The sequence below is a fragment of the Chloroflexaceae bacterium genome, assembly GCA_025057155.1.
Classification (GTDB): domain Bacteria; phylum Chloroflexota; class Chloroflexia; order Chloroflexales; family Chloroflexaceae; genus JACAEO01.
Genome location: JANWYD010000015.1, coordinates 1 through 15,440 on the forward strand (window position 1 = coordinate 1; position 15,440 = coordinate 15,440).

Consider the following 15,440-nt stretch of genomic DNA (forward strand, 5'->3'; position numbering starts at 1 on the left):
TCCCGGCCTTTCCGCCCCCCTCCCAGGAGGCGCCAGACTCCCTCCCCCGGCGGGGGAGGGTCGGGGAGGGGGCGGAGGTGCCGCAAACCTGCGTTCACAGAGTACTCAAAAGGAAGTTTCCCGGCCTTTCCGCCCCCCTCCCAGGAGGCGCCAGACTCCCTCCCCCGGCGGGGGAGGGTCGGGGAGGGGGCGGAGATGCCGAAAACCTTCGTTCACAGAGTACTCAGTAGCCTGTAAAGTAAGCATCCTGGCCTTTCCGCGCGCGAGAATGTCTTGATAAAACGGATCACCCAGCGCCAACCGCTGCTCCAGTTCCTCAGGGGTCAGCACCAGTGGAGAGAAAGGAACACGCCGTTCTGGATCGGCAACCAACCGGCGTACCCGAACGCGCCGTTCCAACGGAGATTCGGTGGTTGTTTTGATGATCAGCAGATCGATATCGCTATCCGCATCTGGTTCACCGGCGGCAAATGAACCGAACAAGATCAGGCGCTCAGGCTGATAATCCGTAACCAGCCGTTCAACAATGGCCCGGATAATGGCATTAATTGCCTGACCCTGAGTTCGATCAACCATAGCTCATACCTGCGCTCAGCCGCCCAACGCTGGGAAGAAACGGTAGGTTGCTGAGAGGAAGAGTATATCGGATGTGAGTAGTTTTTTTGGGATCGCTGATCGGTGCATCGCGAGCGGATCTATATTTCAGGCGCATCACGTTCGACTGGTTGTTAATCGTACCATTGCTGAGCGCCAGCGGCAACCCGGTTGAAGCGCCAGACTCTTTTCTGCATAGCGCGCTTCAAACCCGCCTGATAATCTGGCCTTCACCTCCACACCTCCACACCTCCACACCCCCACACCTCCACACGCCAGCTATAGGGGAAGATAGAGCAACTCTCAACCTGGAACGCCCGGAACTGAAACCTCCCCTATCCCTGCTTGGCCGGGCGGCGCACATCGAGGACGGTTTTGCCCGTTCTGGTCTCGCGGATGCCGGTGACCTCGACCTTCGCGCTGTCCTTGCCGACGCGGTACTTCGGCACCCCTGGCTCGATCTTCAGCAATGCCAATACCCGCTCAGGCTTGAAGCCCGGCACCTCAATCGCGAAGAACTGATCGTCCCCTTCAATCACTTTGCCGGTAAAGGTCGCCCCGACCGCCGGAAGCTCGCGGGCAGGGGCGGCAGGAGGCGCGGGCTGCGGACGCGCGCCCGTCGCCGCGCCCGCGTTGGCGGCTGCTGCCTGCCGCGGGGCCTGGCCCGGCGCGCGTCGCTCGGCGGCCTGCTCCTCGGCGGCCCAGGGCACGGCGCGGTAGTAGCGCAGCAACCGCAGCGCCCACCCCAGGGTCAGCGCCATCTCCTCGTAGGCCATGCCGCGCAGGTGGCGCTGGCAGGCGCCCTGCAGGTTGCGGTAGTAGTCGAGGGTCTGCCGCGAGCGGATCACCGCCTGGCCATTGGTGACGATGGCCTGCAAATAGTCGAAGAAGGCCTTCGGGTCGCGCTTGCTGCACAGGTAGGCCAGGGCCTTCTGGGCCTCGTTGGGGTCAACCCCGGCCCCCGCCAGATCCGCGGCGAGGAGTTCGGCGGTTGCGGTAGAGAAGGAGATCATTCTGGTTCTCCCCAGTCATTTACTGATGCAACGTTCAAGATCCGGCATAGCTGTTGCTTATGATACGAAATATGTTCTCCGGCTTCATCACGATAATCCGGATATAGTTCTCGTATCGAAAGACATATCTTTAGATGAAGTTGATGTAAATCCTTTTCGATGCATCCGCTTTCAATAGCTTCACAACCCCAATCATAAGCGTCAAGCAATAATTCACTTTGATCAAGCAATCGCACTATCTGATAATACACCCATACGCTTTTCTCGCCCATTCTTATAGCTTCCTTCAACGCCCGTAAAACCTCTTCTCTCGCTTCATCTGCAATATCAGCGTCGGCAGTAAACTCCGGACGGTTAATAATCGCCTTTGCATACTTAATACATGTCTTTCCTGTCCGCTTCTTCTCTCGAAAAGAGAGCTTCTTTTCCAAAAAGTCTATCTGAACGCTAATCTTATCAATTTCAGACTCGGTATTACTCTGATCGGTATTACTCTCACAAGGTTCGCCTCTTTTTTGCTCCCGTGTTATTCTTAGCAGATCGATTCTATTCTCAATGATCTCTATTTCCCTCTCTTTTAGGGGAGATGGAAAAGCGATTTTCTTCTCTCTCAGAATATCCTCTCTCTCTTGCTGAGTGGCATTTCGAATATCATCACCGCGGCGAATAAAAACCGTTCCCTCAGGAAACGTGCGGCCCGTCGTCCGTAAATCCCTTGTTGTTTCATGCAAATGAGGAGTAACTGGAACAGTTATTACAATAATCTCACACCCATCTATATTAACTCGATCCACATCTAGATTTGGCAGGGGAGGGCGGGAGATCTCGTTAACCTTCCGCAGGGCTTGTTGTATATCAACGTCAACGTTTGCACATGAATAAAGCGAACGCCTCCCTGTTGAACCCAAATAGTCGCCTACACCAATAATAAGATATCCCTCCTGAGAAGCGAAGCCAATATTTCCATTTGCAATTGAAAGGATATCTTTTATAAACTCGCTCCAATGCTGGTTTCTGATATTAGCATCCTGGATATTTAATTGATAAAAAGCCTGCTTAAACTCAAGCTTTGGCCCCTCGGGTTTTTTGATGATTTCTCTTAACCTAAGTTCATCCATGGTCAAGACAGAAACCATTGATGACGATACTCCACGGCGTTTTGGCACCTTTGCCGCCTAAACCAACTACATCGATCAAGAGATCAACACGGATTAGACAGACCTCCGTTCCCCATACTACGTGGTCACAGTTAGCAAAGCGCAATCCTATAAGTTTGCAGTTCTCTAAGATGTGATGACTGCGACCAGTGACAATCAACACAGAGATAGATAGGTTGCCGTTCTGAACAAAGCTCAATAACTCCTATCCGGGCACTCTCGATCCTCCCGCGGCCAGCGCAGCGTCTCGGCCAGACGCTTGAGTTGCGGCTCAAGCGCCAGTCCTTCCTCACGGGCAGCGGCAATCAGGGGTGCGACGTCGAGCGGCGCGGCGCCGGCGTCGAAGTCGGCGTAGCGCGCCTGAGGGTCATCGCGCGTCAGGCGCGGCTCAAGCACCTCGATCGTTCCCAGGCAGGCCGGTTTGCCGCCGCCGAGCTTGGGCCATAGCCGCGGCTCGCCCAGACCCAGGGCGATCAGGATCAGCCCCAGTTCGCCCGGCGTCAGGTTGCTGAAGTCCAGGCGCAGGTCGAAGCGGCTCCCCACGTCGCAGGCTTCCAGGGGCAGGTTGCCCTTTGCCAGTTTGCCGTGCATGTAGAACTTGCGCCCCCGCGGGGTGCGCCCGTCGAAGTAGGCGTCCATGGCCTCGGGGCGCGGGCGGAAGAGTTGCGGCGTGGGCACGGTGATCACCTTCCCCTCCCGCAGCGGCGCGTCGGCGAAGCGGGCCAGGCCCTGGTACCCTAGCGCGCCGAAGATGCGCTGGGCCACGTCCAGTTCCTCGGCGGAACGGGGCGGACGATAGTCGTTCGGCAGGGCCTGGGCACGGGTGACCTGTACCGCCGAACGGCTGATGGCCTCCACAATGCTGCGGACGCAGCCTTTGAGCGAGGTGGCCGGAATGGCCGGAACGCCGCCGGTGCGGAAGTGCCCCTTGACCAGGGGATACTGCCGATCGCCCGGAACCTGCTCCAGAATGCCCGAGGCGACGTGCACCGGCGAGCGGGCTACGATGACCGCCTGGAGCGTGCCGCTGAGGGCGCCGGGCTGGTAGCGGTGGTGACCGGCGGGCGGCTGGCGCTGCGGTTTACCTGCTGGCAGCGGCACGAAGTCGTAGGGTTTGGGCAAGGGTGGCTGTTGCGGGCCGCGCCCGCGGTCGCGGTTCGTCATGGCGTCACCTCGGGGTGGCTGTAGCGCACGAATTGCGCGGCGCCGTTGGGCGCGTGATAGGTCAGGTACGTCAGCGGGGGATACTGGCCAGTCTGGATGATCTTGTTGCGCGCCGGAGGCTCGCTCACGTCCCACTCTTCGCCCAGGGTTTGCAATCCTGTGATGCTGAGGGCCTGTTCGCTCAGCACCAGCACGTCGTAGGATCCGTCGTCGCGCCGCTTCCAGCGCACCTCGGCGCGGGCCGAAAAGATGTGGCCAAGGTCGCCGCGCAGGTCAAGATCCTCCAGCCTGCCGAGCGCCCTGATCGGGCGCAGATTGTCGGTCCCCTTGCCGGGGTCGAGATCCCACAGCGCCGCGCCGCCGAAGCTCCAGCAGGGCAGGCCGACAACCTCCCCCGCCAGCTCGCGGACGCGCGCGGAGTCGGCCCGAGCGATGCGGTACAGGTAGCCTTTTTTCATAGGCCGACCTCCCAGCGCCAGGCGGGCATGCAGGCTTTCCAGATGGCGCGGACCTGCTCGTCGCCCGTAGCCGTAAGGCTCACGCCCATGATCTCGTCGGGCTGGCAGGCCAGTCCTTCGGGAAGATCGGCCAGATCAACCTCGCGCGGCGGCAGAGCGTAGCCCTGGTAGCGGCCATCGGCGCACAGCGCGCCCAGGCCGGCCAGCTTGCCCGCCGGCGCCGCCTCGCGCCCGTCGAGCAGGCGCAATGCCCCGCTTGCCAGTTCGCAGGTCGGGTAGAAGATGCGCAGGGAATCAAAGGTGATCTTCACCCGCCCCAACCCGCGCGACTTGCCGAAGCCGATGCCCACGCGCCCCTCGGCCAGGTCGCGCAGGGCCAGGCCCAGCAGGGCCAGTTGCGCCAGGGTCAGGTTCTTGAAGTCGATGCGGGTGGCGAAGGCCCCGCCTACCACGGTTTCGTAGTTAAACGGGCCGACCGCGACCGAGCCGTAGATGCGGTCGATCGCCACGCCGTTGCGCTCCTCAATGAGCACCTCCCCGGTAGGATAGGCATCGGCGAAGCGCACCCGCCCGGCCAGGCCGGTGTGGCCGAAGATCTGGCTCACCAGCGAAGAACGGCGGTAGATCAGCGCAGTATCGCCAGCGGCGTTACTGTTGCTGCGCAGTTCCTCGAAATAGATCCCCGAAGAGAAACGCATCTCGTCGCCGCCCCGCGTATACGGCTTGTAACGCTTCCGTTCGACCAGCGGGTTATCGGCCAGGGGCGGAATAAACTCGTCGTCGCCGCGCCGCTGGCGCGCCAGGTCGTACCGGGTCGGGCCGTCCAGCGAACGGCAGATACGTTCGCACTGGGCGCGCACCACTCCCTTGAGCGAGGGGCCGGGCAGGTAGATGCGGCTCTGGCTGCGCACAAACTCCATATCCGGCAGGGTCGGGTCGGCGCCGCCGCTCTCGCCGGCCTTGATCAGGATCGGCCCATCGGGAGCGATGGTGAGGTTGATGGTTCCTTCGAGAAACGTCGCCTTGTGCATAGCTGCTTACCCCCTGCTCTGCGCGATGGCCCGGCGGCGCAGTTCCTCCCGGAACGCCCGCTTCCAGGCCGCGATCTGCTCCGCGGTCGGCGCGTCGCCCGCGCCGTCGAGAAAGGCCAGAACATCATCGGCGTTGCCGGGGCGCAAGGCGATGTAGCTGTGCGTGACCCCCTCCAGTCGCACGTGCCCCAGACCGCGGCTGCGGAAGCCGCCGATCTGCACGTCGCCGCGCTCCCAGGGTTGCAGCGCCAGGAGCACCATCCCCAACTGCCAGTCGGCGGCGTTTTCCAGCGCCAGTTCCATCTCGAAGCGCGTGCCGGCGGGGACCACTTCGTAGTCGTACAACAGCCCCTGCTCGACCGTCTCGGTATCGCGGTTGAGCGCCACGCCATTGCGCACCTCGAACTGCCCGAACCAGAGATCCGCTTTCACCGGGGCGTCCTTGAAGAAGATCCGCCCGCCGACCCACGGCGCGCCGAAGGTCAATTCGATCATGGTCGATTCGCGCCAGATCTCGGCATCCTGCTTTTCGGCCATACCATTGCGCATGCGCTGCTCGATGGCCTCCAGGTCGCGGGCCTGGTCAGGGGCCGCGCTGTGGATCAGCGCCTCGACGCGGGCGCGGAAGGCGCCTTTCAGCGATGCGCCGGGGATGAACGGGCGCTCGAAGGCATCGCGCAGCACCGGGAGGTCGTTGCCCACCACGCCGCTTTCGCGGCCGGCGCCGATGCGCAGCCCGCTCAGCGCCACCAGTTCGCCGCGCACGGTCAGGCGGTTGCGCAGCGCAGCGAAGGAATAGTCCAGTTCGTCAGGCATTGGCGCCCTCCCGTAGTCGCTCAAAATCACCGGTCTCCTTGCCGTAATAGAAGGCCCGGTTAAGGTAGCCGAGGTAGAGTTGCATCAGGCGCACATAGGCGCTGTGGCGCAGGGTTTCCGCCTGCGGCGCATCGGGCATTTCTTTCTTGACGGTTTCCTCGACGCGAGCGGCGAGTCGATCAACGATCCCGCGCAGATCCTCGATCACTGTATGCCCGAAGCCTTCCCGGTCGCGGCTCCACTTGTCCTGCTCCCGGGCAATCTGGTAGCGGATAAAGTTGATCACCACTTCTGGCGAGCGTGAGGTAACGGCGACGTTAAGCACGTTGCGCAACTGGTTTTTTTCCATTCTGGTGTCTTTGAGAAGCGCCGCGGTCCGGTTCGCCTGGCGCACCAGGGTGTCGAGTTGCTGATCAATCGCCTCCTGCAGCAGCAGATCGCGGCGCAGGATCGCGGGTTCCAACGCGTTTGTATTCATGATCGCTCCTTGGCGTTAGCGTAGATGGAACTCATCGCAGACGCGCACCTGACCGTAGCCCTCGTTGCGGCGCTCGCCGATGCCGTCAAGCTGGAGGTGCGCCAGGCGCTTGCAATCCTCCTCATTCAGCGGCCGGTCGGTCTGGAAGACAAACACCCCGCCCATCGCCACCGCCGCGCCGGTGGGCTTGGGGCGCTGCCAGAGCACGTTCCATCCGCCGATCGTTCTGGTGGTGGTGAAAGCGCGCACCAGGGCCGCCTCGATGCCGGTCAACTCTTTAAGCTGTTCGGCGCTCACCTCCTGCGTGGGCAGCCAGCCGTGTTCGAGCAGAAACGCATCGGCGAGCAGGTTGAGCGTAAAGATGCTGCCTGTAATCGGCCACGGCGCCCCGCCGAGAGCCTCGTACAACTGCGCCTGCTCCCGAAAGCGCCGCGTCATCGCCGCGACTCGTTGCTGTACCTGCCGCGCCTCATCGGCACGAGCATCGGTCGAAGACACTTCGACCTTCACCGCACCCAACCCGCTGGTCTGCCGCCCGCCCAGGTGGGTAATCTGGGCGAGGGTCCGGCGCACTCGCTCCTCGCTGCCATCCGGCAGCGCGATGCTGCCGCGGAAGCGGGTCGGCGCGCGGCGCGAGCCTCCTTCGGCTTTGACTTCCGTCGTTTCACGGATGGCCAGCAGCGAGTACAGGCGCCGGTCCTCGGCCGTGCCGCGCTGCCGGTTGATCCCCACACGCGTCAGGACGCGCTGCTGAACGCTGCAGTACTGGAGACGGTCGCCGCTCAGGGTGTAGAACTTCTGGCCCACCGCCTCCCAGGGCCGTCCATCGATATCAGTGGGGGCATAGATCAGCGCCGGGGGCTGCTGGCGCTCCCAGCACACCCGCGCGTAGAGCGAGTCGGCGACGTGTTCGCCTTCGTCCACGCCCCTGGGCTGGATGGCGGTCGCCGGGAGCGGGCGCACCCAGGGGTCTTCCGGCCGCGCCGGGTAGGCGTTGTGGCAGCGAATGGCGCGGAAGAGCGCCTCATCAAACGCGGCTTGAGCGCCGAAGATCTGGCCCAGGGCGCCGAAGAGCGCCGCGCCGGGCACGTAGGGCAGGCTGGCGTTGAATTGCACGCCGGGCTTGCGCTCGGGAAAGGTCAGCGGCGCCAGGGCTTCGAGATCAAAGGTGAGCAGCAGCATTACCGGCCTCCGCTACCTGCCACCAGGGCGCGCACATCCGCGCGCAACTGGTCGGCGCTCCGTTCGTCGCCATCCACCCAGACTCGCGCGGTCACCTCGGCCCAGCCCAGACCCCGCGATTTGGCCCCGCCCCAGCGGGTGCTCAGGCCCGCCGCCACCCACAGCAGCGCCACGTGATCCAGGCTATCAACCCTGCCGGTGATGGCCCGTTCCGAATAAAAGCTGGTCGTCTCCAGCGCGGTTTCCTGGAAGACGAGAAGATTGTCGGCGGCCGTGCGGCGCCGGCGGTCGAGGGCCACCGAGGGCCGGATCTGGCTGCGCCGCTGCTCCGGGCTGTCGCGCAGGGCGTCGAGGCGCGCCGGGTCGCCGATCACCCCGGGCAGATCGGCGAAGAAGAGCGGCGAGCGTTGCCGGGGGCTGCCGAAGAGGTCACGGACCAGGGTGGGCAACTCCTCGCGTTTCGGCCCTTCAAATGGGGTCGGAACATCCTGCCCCAGGCCGCGCAGCAGTTGCTCGGCGGCCCAGCGCAATTTGCCCTTCACCTGAGAGCCGGGGATGATCGGGCGTCCCCAGCCGTCGCGGACGATACTCTTGTCGGCCAGGGCGCCGACGCTACCACCGGCCCCGACGCTGACAGGGGTGCGGCTGGTGATGGTTAACGCGATCCGTAGCTCCATTACGCCTCCGCAACAGATGGTTCCGCTGCATTCCCCTCCGGCGCGACCTGGGAGTGGCCGTCGGTCTCCACGAACTCATAGGCTTCCAGCAAATCGGGCCAGATCGTCTCGTAGGCTGGCTTGCCGTTCTTTTCGGTCCATTCCTTCGGCCAGGGCGACCAGGGCGGCATACCGATGCGGCCTGTCGCGCCAACCGATGGATAGCACCAGGCTTGCTCGATATGGGTCAGCAGGGTCTTATCAAGCGGCTTGCCAAGCCGGGCGCGGGTGTAGAGGTACTCCATCGTGCTGACGAGCACACTGTCGCCCTGATCGGCGTCCAGCGCGCGGCGCAGGCGGTAGAGCTGGGAACGGGGCATGCGAGCCTGCTTGAGCGTGCGGACGGTCGCCAGGAGGCCGGCGAACTCGGCCCAGGTATACGGGCGGGCCGTCAGGCGGCGCCGGCTCTCCTTGTGGTCGCCCAGGGCCTCCTTGCGGAAGGCGGCAATATCGTCGCTCACCATGGTGATGGATTTCATCGCCATAAAGTCCACCGCTCCGCCATAGAAGCTCTGCTTTGCGCTCGTTCTGGCGCGCTTCTTGGCTAACTTCTGCAGTTCCTCGACCCGGTCGCGCAGGAAGAAGAAGGGCGTGTTCTCCTGGGCGATTAACACCCCCGCCGAAAGCCCGACCGAGGGCAAGAACTCACCCAGTTCCTTTGCCGTGACATCGTCTCCGGCGTAGCGCATTGGAATGCGCTGTGACGTTAGAACCGACAGCCCGACGGACCGTTCCAGTTCCTTAAAGCGCCCGGTCAACTCGCGTTCAAAGTTCCGGGCAATGCTCAGGGCAACATCGAACGCCTTGCTGCCCGGCACAATGACAAACAGGTCATCGCCGCCGATGGTCAGGATCTCGAAGGGGTGGACAGGGCGCCGATTGCCGGTTTCCTCGTCCCGCGCCTCGACGGGCCGCAGATGGCGCGCCAGGGCGGCGAAGACGGCATTCTGGGCCACGTCGCTCAAGGCCCGGGAAACGGCGTGATAGGCCGCGGGCGTGGCCAGGGTCGCCATCAGCCGCCCGATGTTGTCGCCATCGGCGTAGATCAGGCCGATGTAGCGCCCTGGCGTCGAGGCGGCCCCGATGTCGGCCAGATCTTTCGCTGGATCGGCGCTACGTTCCTGAAGATCAACGGCGTAGGCGGTCCGCCGGCCTTCCTCGCTTCGGAGATAGTCCAGCCAGCGCCGTTCCCAGGATCTGGCTTCAAGATCCTGCGGCACCTTCCAGGGTTTCAGGTCGGAAGCGAGGCTGCCGATCTCGACGCCTTTGACGGCCCGCCCGGCGGCCAGTTTGCGCGCCGAGGGCTCGCTCAGGAGACGATCATCGTTGCCAACCCGCGCGGTTATCACCGCGGGACGCACATCGCTGCTCTGGCACTTTTCCGCCCACGGCATCATCGCGTAATGGGGCAGGCTGCGCGTTTCGCCGTGGCTGGCGCGCTCGTCGCGGCGGCGGTTGAACATGGTCGCCAGCACCGTCACCAGCTCGCCGAAGGTCTTGCGGTTGAAGAAGCGCCTCCGTAATGCCTCGTCGCTCGTGTCCCCGGAAGCGACGCCTTCCGGAGGATAGTAGTATTCGAGCAGGGCGGTCCGTTTGCGCTCGTCCTGGCAATCCGCAAGGAAGCGTTCGACCCAGTACGGTTCGCCCTGGCGCCCGGCGGGGTAGAGCCGCCCGTAGCGCAACTCCAGCAGGTTGAAGCTGGCGGCCACCGCCACGCTGTTGGCGGTGAGGGTCTGGGTCGTGTATTCGCGTTCGACGGCGGTCGCCAGCGCGGGAGCCAGTTCTGCCGGAGCGAAGGCCAGGAACGAGCCGCCGCCAGCGTAGACGATAGCGGGATGGAGGGTATCAGCGGGGGTCGCGACGGGCAGATGTTTGCGCCAGATCCGGTTGACGCCCTGCTCGCCCACCCAGTCCAGCAGGGCGCTGGCCCCGCGGATCTCCGGCAGCTTCGGAGCCTCAAAGACGTAGCCCTTGATCTTCGTCGCCCCGCCGTAGACCAGGCCGATCGTCCGCCGGGCCAGCGGGTCGGCGTCAATGCGCTGCTGCATCTCCTGGAGCGCGACGAGCGGGCACGCCTCGGGCATGGCCAGCACCTCGCGCACCAGATCGAGGAGCGTCTGCGGCGGCTCGTCTGGATGGGCCAGATATCTGGCAATCTGTGGCGCAAAGTCGTGAGGTTCCGTCATAGTAGCTTTAACCTCTTACCTGACCCGTTCTTCTTCTACGATCCACAGGCGTCCTTGTAATGGCTCAGTGGAAAGCAGAGCGACCAGGCGAGCGATGGTCTCCAGCACGTGCGATCGTTCCTGTCGCTTGAGGCGCAACACGATGATGCCAGGGTATCGTGCGGGCGGGTACCTCAGAACGTTCGCAAAACCTACATCCAGCGTAAGCAGCGCCCGCTGTTCGTTTTGACAGATCGTTGCAATTACCGTGTCGGGAGAGCCGCTCAAGCTCTTCCTACACTGTTGTCGCGTCATAGCCTGCTCGTTGCAGATGCTTCGCTACTTCGAGAGGCATATTCTCATCAAGTTTGAACGCGGGACGTCTGCCATATGTTCTATGCAGGCAAAGGAACTACCCGTTCGCTGGCGAGTTCAGCGGCATACGCGAGCGCCGCCGCAACGGCTTCTCGGCTAAGAGCGGGATAACTGCGCATAATTTCTTCGATTGTCAGGCCGGCTGCTAGATTGTCCAGAATCACAGACACCATAATCCGCGTGCCCTTGATGCACGCCTTGCCGTGGCAGATGGATGGATCGACCGTAATATAATCAATCCAGTTCATGGCGCATTCCTTCAGCCAGAAGACTATCTCAAACCCCGTTCGATCCTGCAAGAGTTGGGCGAATAGTATAGCTTGATTTTACACCCATGATAGTAGGGCGCGTGGCTTTTTTTCTACATCCATACATCGTTGAGAAAACGGATTGTTCAAGAACGTGCCAGAGGCGCCGGCCTGACATCTCCACACCTCCACACCTCCACACCTCCACACCTCCACAATACCCCCACCCCAATCACACCTGCGCCACCTCCACCCGGCCATGCCCGAACACGCAGGCCTTGCCAACGTGCAGCACATTAGCGGCGAGCAGGGCGGCGCGCACGTCGAGGGGCGTCTCGCGCAGGGTCGCGCTGCCGATGAGGCCGCCGAGCTTCATGGCCCGCTGCTGGCCCCCGCGGGTGCTGGTGCGCTCCCAGTCGGCCCAGCGCAGATCGGCGCGCTCGACGCGCACGGCGCGCGCCGCTTCGACCACCGGGCGGTAGTCGGCGTTCCAGGCCCCCGGCCCGTGAAACACCGCCAGCGCGCCCACTCGCCAGCAGATCGCCTGGATGATCGCCGCCAGGTCCAGGTGCTTGATGAAGGCCCCGCGGGCCTTGACCCGCAGGGGCGTGGGCAACTCCAGCCGCAGGTCGGCGGCCAGGCGCGCGGCATGCACGGGCAGTTCGGCCAGGTTGAGCAGCGGCAGTTCCGCCGGCTCGCGCACCCGCCCGTCCTGGTAGACCGGCATGCCCACCGGGCGAAAGGGTTCCAGCGCCTCCACCCGCTCCAGGCGCGCCGGCGCCCGCGCCCGTCCCAGGCCGGCCTGCCCCAGGTCCGCGAAGCCCACCAGGAAGTAGGGCAGAAAATCAATGCCCCGGCCGATCAGGATCAGCCCGAACTCCAGCGCGTCGCCAGCGGCGTAGTGGCGCTTATGGTCCAGCGGCGGCTCAATCACAAAGGGGCGCGGCACGTCCTGCAAGTCGTGCAACTCTGGCACGCCTTCGGGGTGCGGCGTCTCGAAGACCTGGCGGTAGGGGCACAGCAGCGTCGCCGTGCAGCGCTCGGCGTGGCCCCAGCAGGCCGGGGCGCAGGCGGCGCGCTGAAAGGCGTAGCCGAAACCGCCGCGCAGCAGCGCGCCCTTGAAGGGCGGCAGGGTCGTCGCTTCAAGCAGCCGGTAGGTGACCCGCGCCCGTAACACCGGAAGCGGCGGGAACGCCAGTGGAGCCTCACTCGCCATTGCCGGCCCTTTCTGCTCTTGCGCGACGGCCCGTACAGCTTTGCTCACATACTGCTTGTAGTGCTCACCAAAATGGGAAGGCGCAAAGGCGCAAGGTGTTTGTGGAGGTGGAGGCTTTGCGCCTTTGCGTCAGCCTCGCCGAGCAACCCTGTGCCGGGGAGCGCCTATGCACCCATCAGTTCGCCAGGAACACTGCTTCCTTCCGGAACTTCTTACGCAAAAATGTTCCGAAGGCGTAAGTAGACACATCGGGATGCGGGTCGTGCTGCTTGCCCCGTCGGTGGAACCCGGTCACCCGGAGCGCCGGCGAAGGGTCCCGGCCGCGATGCGTCGCGGAGGTTACCCTGAGCCCTTCGGCGGAATTTACCCTGAGCGAAGCGAAGGGCTCAGGGTGAACTCCGCCGACGGGCGCAGCATGCCATGACGCCGGGATGATCAACAGCTCCCTCTTCCCTTAAAGGTTTTGATCATTTCTTACGCCATGAACGGCATAACGATACCATGTAGGGATGACAAAATTGTTACTGGCCATCCCACCGGAGTTGAACGATGTGAGGCGAATGGTCGCTCGCCCCACACCTCCACACCTCCACACCTCCACACCTCCACACCTCTACACCTCCACACCGAAACCTACTGCCGCGCCAGGCTGACGATCGCCGGGGTCTGGTCAAACATCCAGAAGGCCAGCGGCAGCCCCAGGCCAAAGGTGACGCTGATCAGGCTCCAGGCGGCGAACAGCCACAGGCCGCTCAGCCACCAGCCTACCAGTACGAAGTACAGCGCCCGCAGCCAGAAGGGCCGCTGCTCGATCTGGCCCTGGCTGATCAGCACCACCCCGCCCTGGTTGATTACCCGCATCTGGGTGCCGATGGGCTTGAGGGTCATCACCTGGGGCAGGCGATTGAGCATCAGCAGGCCCAGGGGCAGGCCGATGACGCTGACGAGCAAGGCCCAGGCCAGGCCAGTCCAGATCGCGCCGAGCCAGAGACCGATGAACAGGAAGTACAGCCCGCGCACCAGGCAGCCCGGCCCGGCGACGGTCGGGGCCATGACCACGACCGGAGCGGGGGCCGCCTGCACGTTGACGTTGATCGTCTGGTTGAACGGTGATGCCGGTGGCACGACCCCCTGGGTCGCACTGCTCTCTAGATTGCTGTGCGCGACCGGGGCCGCGCCGGGCGCGGCGACCGGCGGTTGCGGAGCGGCCAGCATCGGCGCCGCGCCGAGAGGCGCGGTGGCAACGCCAGACGCGGGGACGAGGGCAGCGCCACAGCCGGTGCAGAAGCGGGCATCGTCGGGGTTGCGGGTGTCGCAGGTCGGACAGTGCATGGTCGTTCGCTCCTTCAGTAACAGCTTGATGGTGCGCCATTCGCCCCCAGTGTAGCAAGTTCATCCGGCGCAAATGCGCACGGATGCGGGGAAATCCGGTTTCCCCACACCCATCAATCACGCGGTTTGCTGCACAGAAGAGAAAGGGATTCCTGGGAGGGCTGCGCTCTCCCGGAACCCTCCCGTGGTGAGAGAGTAACGCCCCTCTGGTATACTCATACGGTGGGTCCGCACAAAGATACATCAGCAGGGGGATGGGGAAACCTGGTTTCCCCGGGTTAGCAACCCGATGATTGAAGCGCAGCAACTCTCCAAACGGTTCGGCAATTTTGAAGCGGTAGGCGGGATTGACCTGGAGGTGCGTCCGGGCGAACTCCTGGCCCTGCTGGGACCGAATGGCGCCGGGAAGACGACCACGGTGCGCATGCTGGGCGCGATCCTGCGCCCGAGCGGAGGCCGCGCCCGCGTCGCCGGCCTGGATGTGGTGGAGCAGGCCCGGGCCGTGCGCGGCAAGGTCGGTCTGCTCACCGAGTACCCCGGCCTGTACGGGCGCATGGTCGCGCTGGAGTATCTCGACTTCTTTGGCGCGCTGCTGGGGCTCGACGCGCTGACGCGCCGCCGTCGCGCCGAGGCGTTGCTGCGGCAGTTCGGGCTGTGGGAGGCGCGCGAGCGCAAGCTCGACAGCTACTCCAAGGGCATGCGCCAGAAGGTGGCCCTGGTGCGCACGCTCATTCACGACCCGCCCGTCCTCTTCCTCGACGAGCCGACGACGGCTATGGACCCCCAGAGCGCCCGCGTCGTGCGTGACGCGATTGGCGAGCTGCGCAACGCCCATCGAGCCATCCTGCTTACCACCCACAACCTGGCCGAGGCCGAGGCCCTGGCCGACCGTATCGCGATTATCCGCGGCGGACGGATCATCGCCCACGGTTCCTTCGCGCAGTTGAGCCGGCAACTCCTCGGCGATCCGCTGTTTGAACTGCGTCTGGCCTGCCCCGCCGCCGCTGCGCTGCCGTTTCTCGATGGCCTGGTTGCAGTCGAAGAGCAGGGTGACGACTATCTGCGCTACCGCTGCGCCGAGCCGCAGCATGTCAACCCGCGCCTGCTGGCCCGCCTGGCGGAACAGGGCCTCCCCGTCGTCGCGCTTGCCGAGACCCCGCGCAGCCTGGAGGAAGTTTATCTACGGATCGTTGCCGGTGAGCGCGACAGGCCTCCCGCGGCGATCCAGCCATCCGAGGCCGGGCTCGACCCGGCGTTGCCCGGCGTGGCGCGACCTTGAGGGGGTAAGCTGCCACGTGAATCCAGGACGCGGCAAGATTTCGGTGTTCCCAATCCTTGCCCAACCGCTTGAGACAACCCTGACAGCTTTGCCGGGCATGAAGATTAGCAAAATAGTCCGGTATTCCTGAGCGCTGCGGGCTGAAGCTCTGGCTGATAAAGATTAAGAATTAAATCCGGTATAGCCCGCGCGGGCGGGCTTCGCATCGGTAGCCCG

15 protein-coding genes are annotated in these 15,440 nt (G+C 63.9%); 1 reads left to right on the forward strand and 14 read right to left on the reverse strand.

Annotated features, from left to right (window positions below):
• Positions 1–105: 105 nt before the first annotated feature.
• From NZU74_14135 to NZU74_14200, 14 genes are all read right to left on the reverse strand, one after another.
• Positions 106–576, reverse strand: coding sequence for a nucleotidyltransferase domain-containing protein (locus tag NZU74_14135; GenBank protein MCS6882469.1), 471 nt, complete (start codon positions 574–576; stop codon positions 106–108).
• A gap of 353 nt (positions 577–929) precedes the next feature.
• A complete protein-coding gene (locus NZU74_14140; GenBank protein MCS6882470.1) occupies positions 930–1,607 on the reverse strand; it encodes a hypothetical protein in 678 nt (225 codons plus the stop codon).
• Positions 1,604–2,773, reverse strand: coding sequence for an ATP-binding protein (locus tag NZU74_14145; protein MCS6882471.1), 1,170 nt, complete (start codon positions 2,771–2,773; stop codon positions 1,604–1,606). Before NZU74_14145 ends, NZU74_14140 begins: the two co-directional genes overlap by 4 nt.
• Before the next feature lie 186 nt (positions 2,774–2,959).
• On the reverse strand, positions 2,960–3,928 hold the full coding sequence (locus NZU74_14150; protein MCS6882472.1) for an RAMP superfamily CRISPR-associated protein: 969 nt from the start codon (positions 3,926–3,928) through the stop codon (positions 2,960–2,962).
• Positions 3,925–4,386: a hypothetical protein gene (locus tag NZU74_14155; protein ID MCS6882473.1), complete on the reverse strand. Its 462-nt coding sequence runs from the start codon at positions 4,384–4,386 to the stop codon at positions 3,925–3,927. Before NZU74_14155 ends, NZU74_14150 begins: the two co-directional genes overlap by 4 nt.
• Positions 4,383–5,417: an RAMP superfamily CRISPR-associated protein gene (locus NZU74_14160; protein MCS6882474.1), complete on the reverse strand. Its 1,035-nt coding sequence runs from the start codon at positions 5,415–5,417 to the stop codon at positions 4,383–4,385. The genes NZU74_14155 and NZU74_14160 overlap by 4 nt, the downstream gene beginning before the upstream one ends.
• A gap of 6 nt (positions 5,418–5,423) precedes the next feature.
• Positions 5,424–6,233 (reverse strand): CRISPR-associated RAMP protein Csx7, encoded by an 810-nt coding sequence (gene csx7 / locus NZU74_14165; GenBank protein ID MCS6882475.1) that lies wholly within the window; start codon positions 6,231–6,233, stop codon positions 5,424–5,426.
• Positions 6,226–6,711: a hypothetical protein gene (locus NZU74_14170; GenBank protein ID MCS6882476.1), complete on the reverse strand. Its 486-nt coding sequence runs from the start codon at positions 6,709–6,711 to the stop codon at positions 6,226–6,228. The genes csx7 and NZU74_14170 overlap by 8 nt, the downstream gene beginning before the upstream one ends.
• 15 nt (positions 6,712–6,726) lie before the next feature.
• Positions 6,727–7,893 (reverse strand): CRISPR-associated RAMP protein Csx10, encoded by a 1,167-nt coding sequence (locus NZU74_14175; GenBank protein MCS6882477.1) that lies wholly within the window; start codon positions 7,891–7,893, stop codon positions 6,727–6,729.
• Positions 7,893–8,570 (reverse strand): RAMP superfamily CRISPR-associated protein, encoded by a 678-nt coding sequence (locus tag NZU74_14180; GenBank protein MCS6882478.1) that lies wholly within the window; start codon positions 8,568–8,570, stop codon positions 7,893–7,895. The genes NZU74_14175 and NZU74_14180 overlap by 1 nt, the downstream gene beginning before the upstream one ends.
• Positions 8,570–10,795, reverse strand: coding sequence for a hydrolase (locus tag NZU74_14185; GenBank protein MCS6882479.1), 2,226 nt, complete (start codon positions 10,793–10,795; stop codon positions 8,570–8,572). The genes NZU74_14180 and NZU74_14185 overlap by 1 nt, the downstream gene beginning before the upstream one ends.
• A 374-nt stretch (positions 10,796–11,169) precedes the next feature.
• Positions 11,170–11,397 carry a DUF433 domain-containing protein gene (locus NZU74_14190; protein ID MCS6882480.1) on the reverse strand — a complete coding sequence of 76 codons (228 nt, stop codon included), beginning with the start codon at positions 11,395–11,397 and terminating at the stop codon, positions 11,170–11,172.
• 232 nt (positions 11,398–11,629) lie between these two features.
• Complete coding sequence (cas6, locus tag NZU74_14195; GenBank protein ID MCS6882481.1) at positions 11,630–12,661, reverse strand: CRISPR system precrRNA processing endoribonuclease RAMP protein Cas6; 1,032 nt, start codon at positions 12,659–12,661, stop codon at positions 11,630–11,632.
• Between the two features lie 585 nt (positions 12,662–13,246).
• Positions 13,247–13,945, reverse strand: a complete 699-nt coding sequence (locus NZU74_14200; GenBank protein ID MCS6882482.1) for a zinc ribbon domain-containing protein — start codon at positions 13,943–13,945, stop codon at positions 13,247–13,249.
• Between the two features lie 289 nt (positions 13,946–14,234).
• Here NZU74_14200 and NZU74_14205 point away from each other — a divergent pair, with 289 nt between their 5' ends.
• Positions 14,235–15,224, forward strand: coding sequence for an ABC transporter ATP-binding protein (locus tag NZU74_14205; GenBank protein ID MCS6882483.1), 990 nt, complete (start codon positions 14,235–14,237; stop codon positions 15,222–15,224).
• Positions 15,225–15,440: the final 216 nt, after the last annotated feature.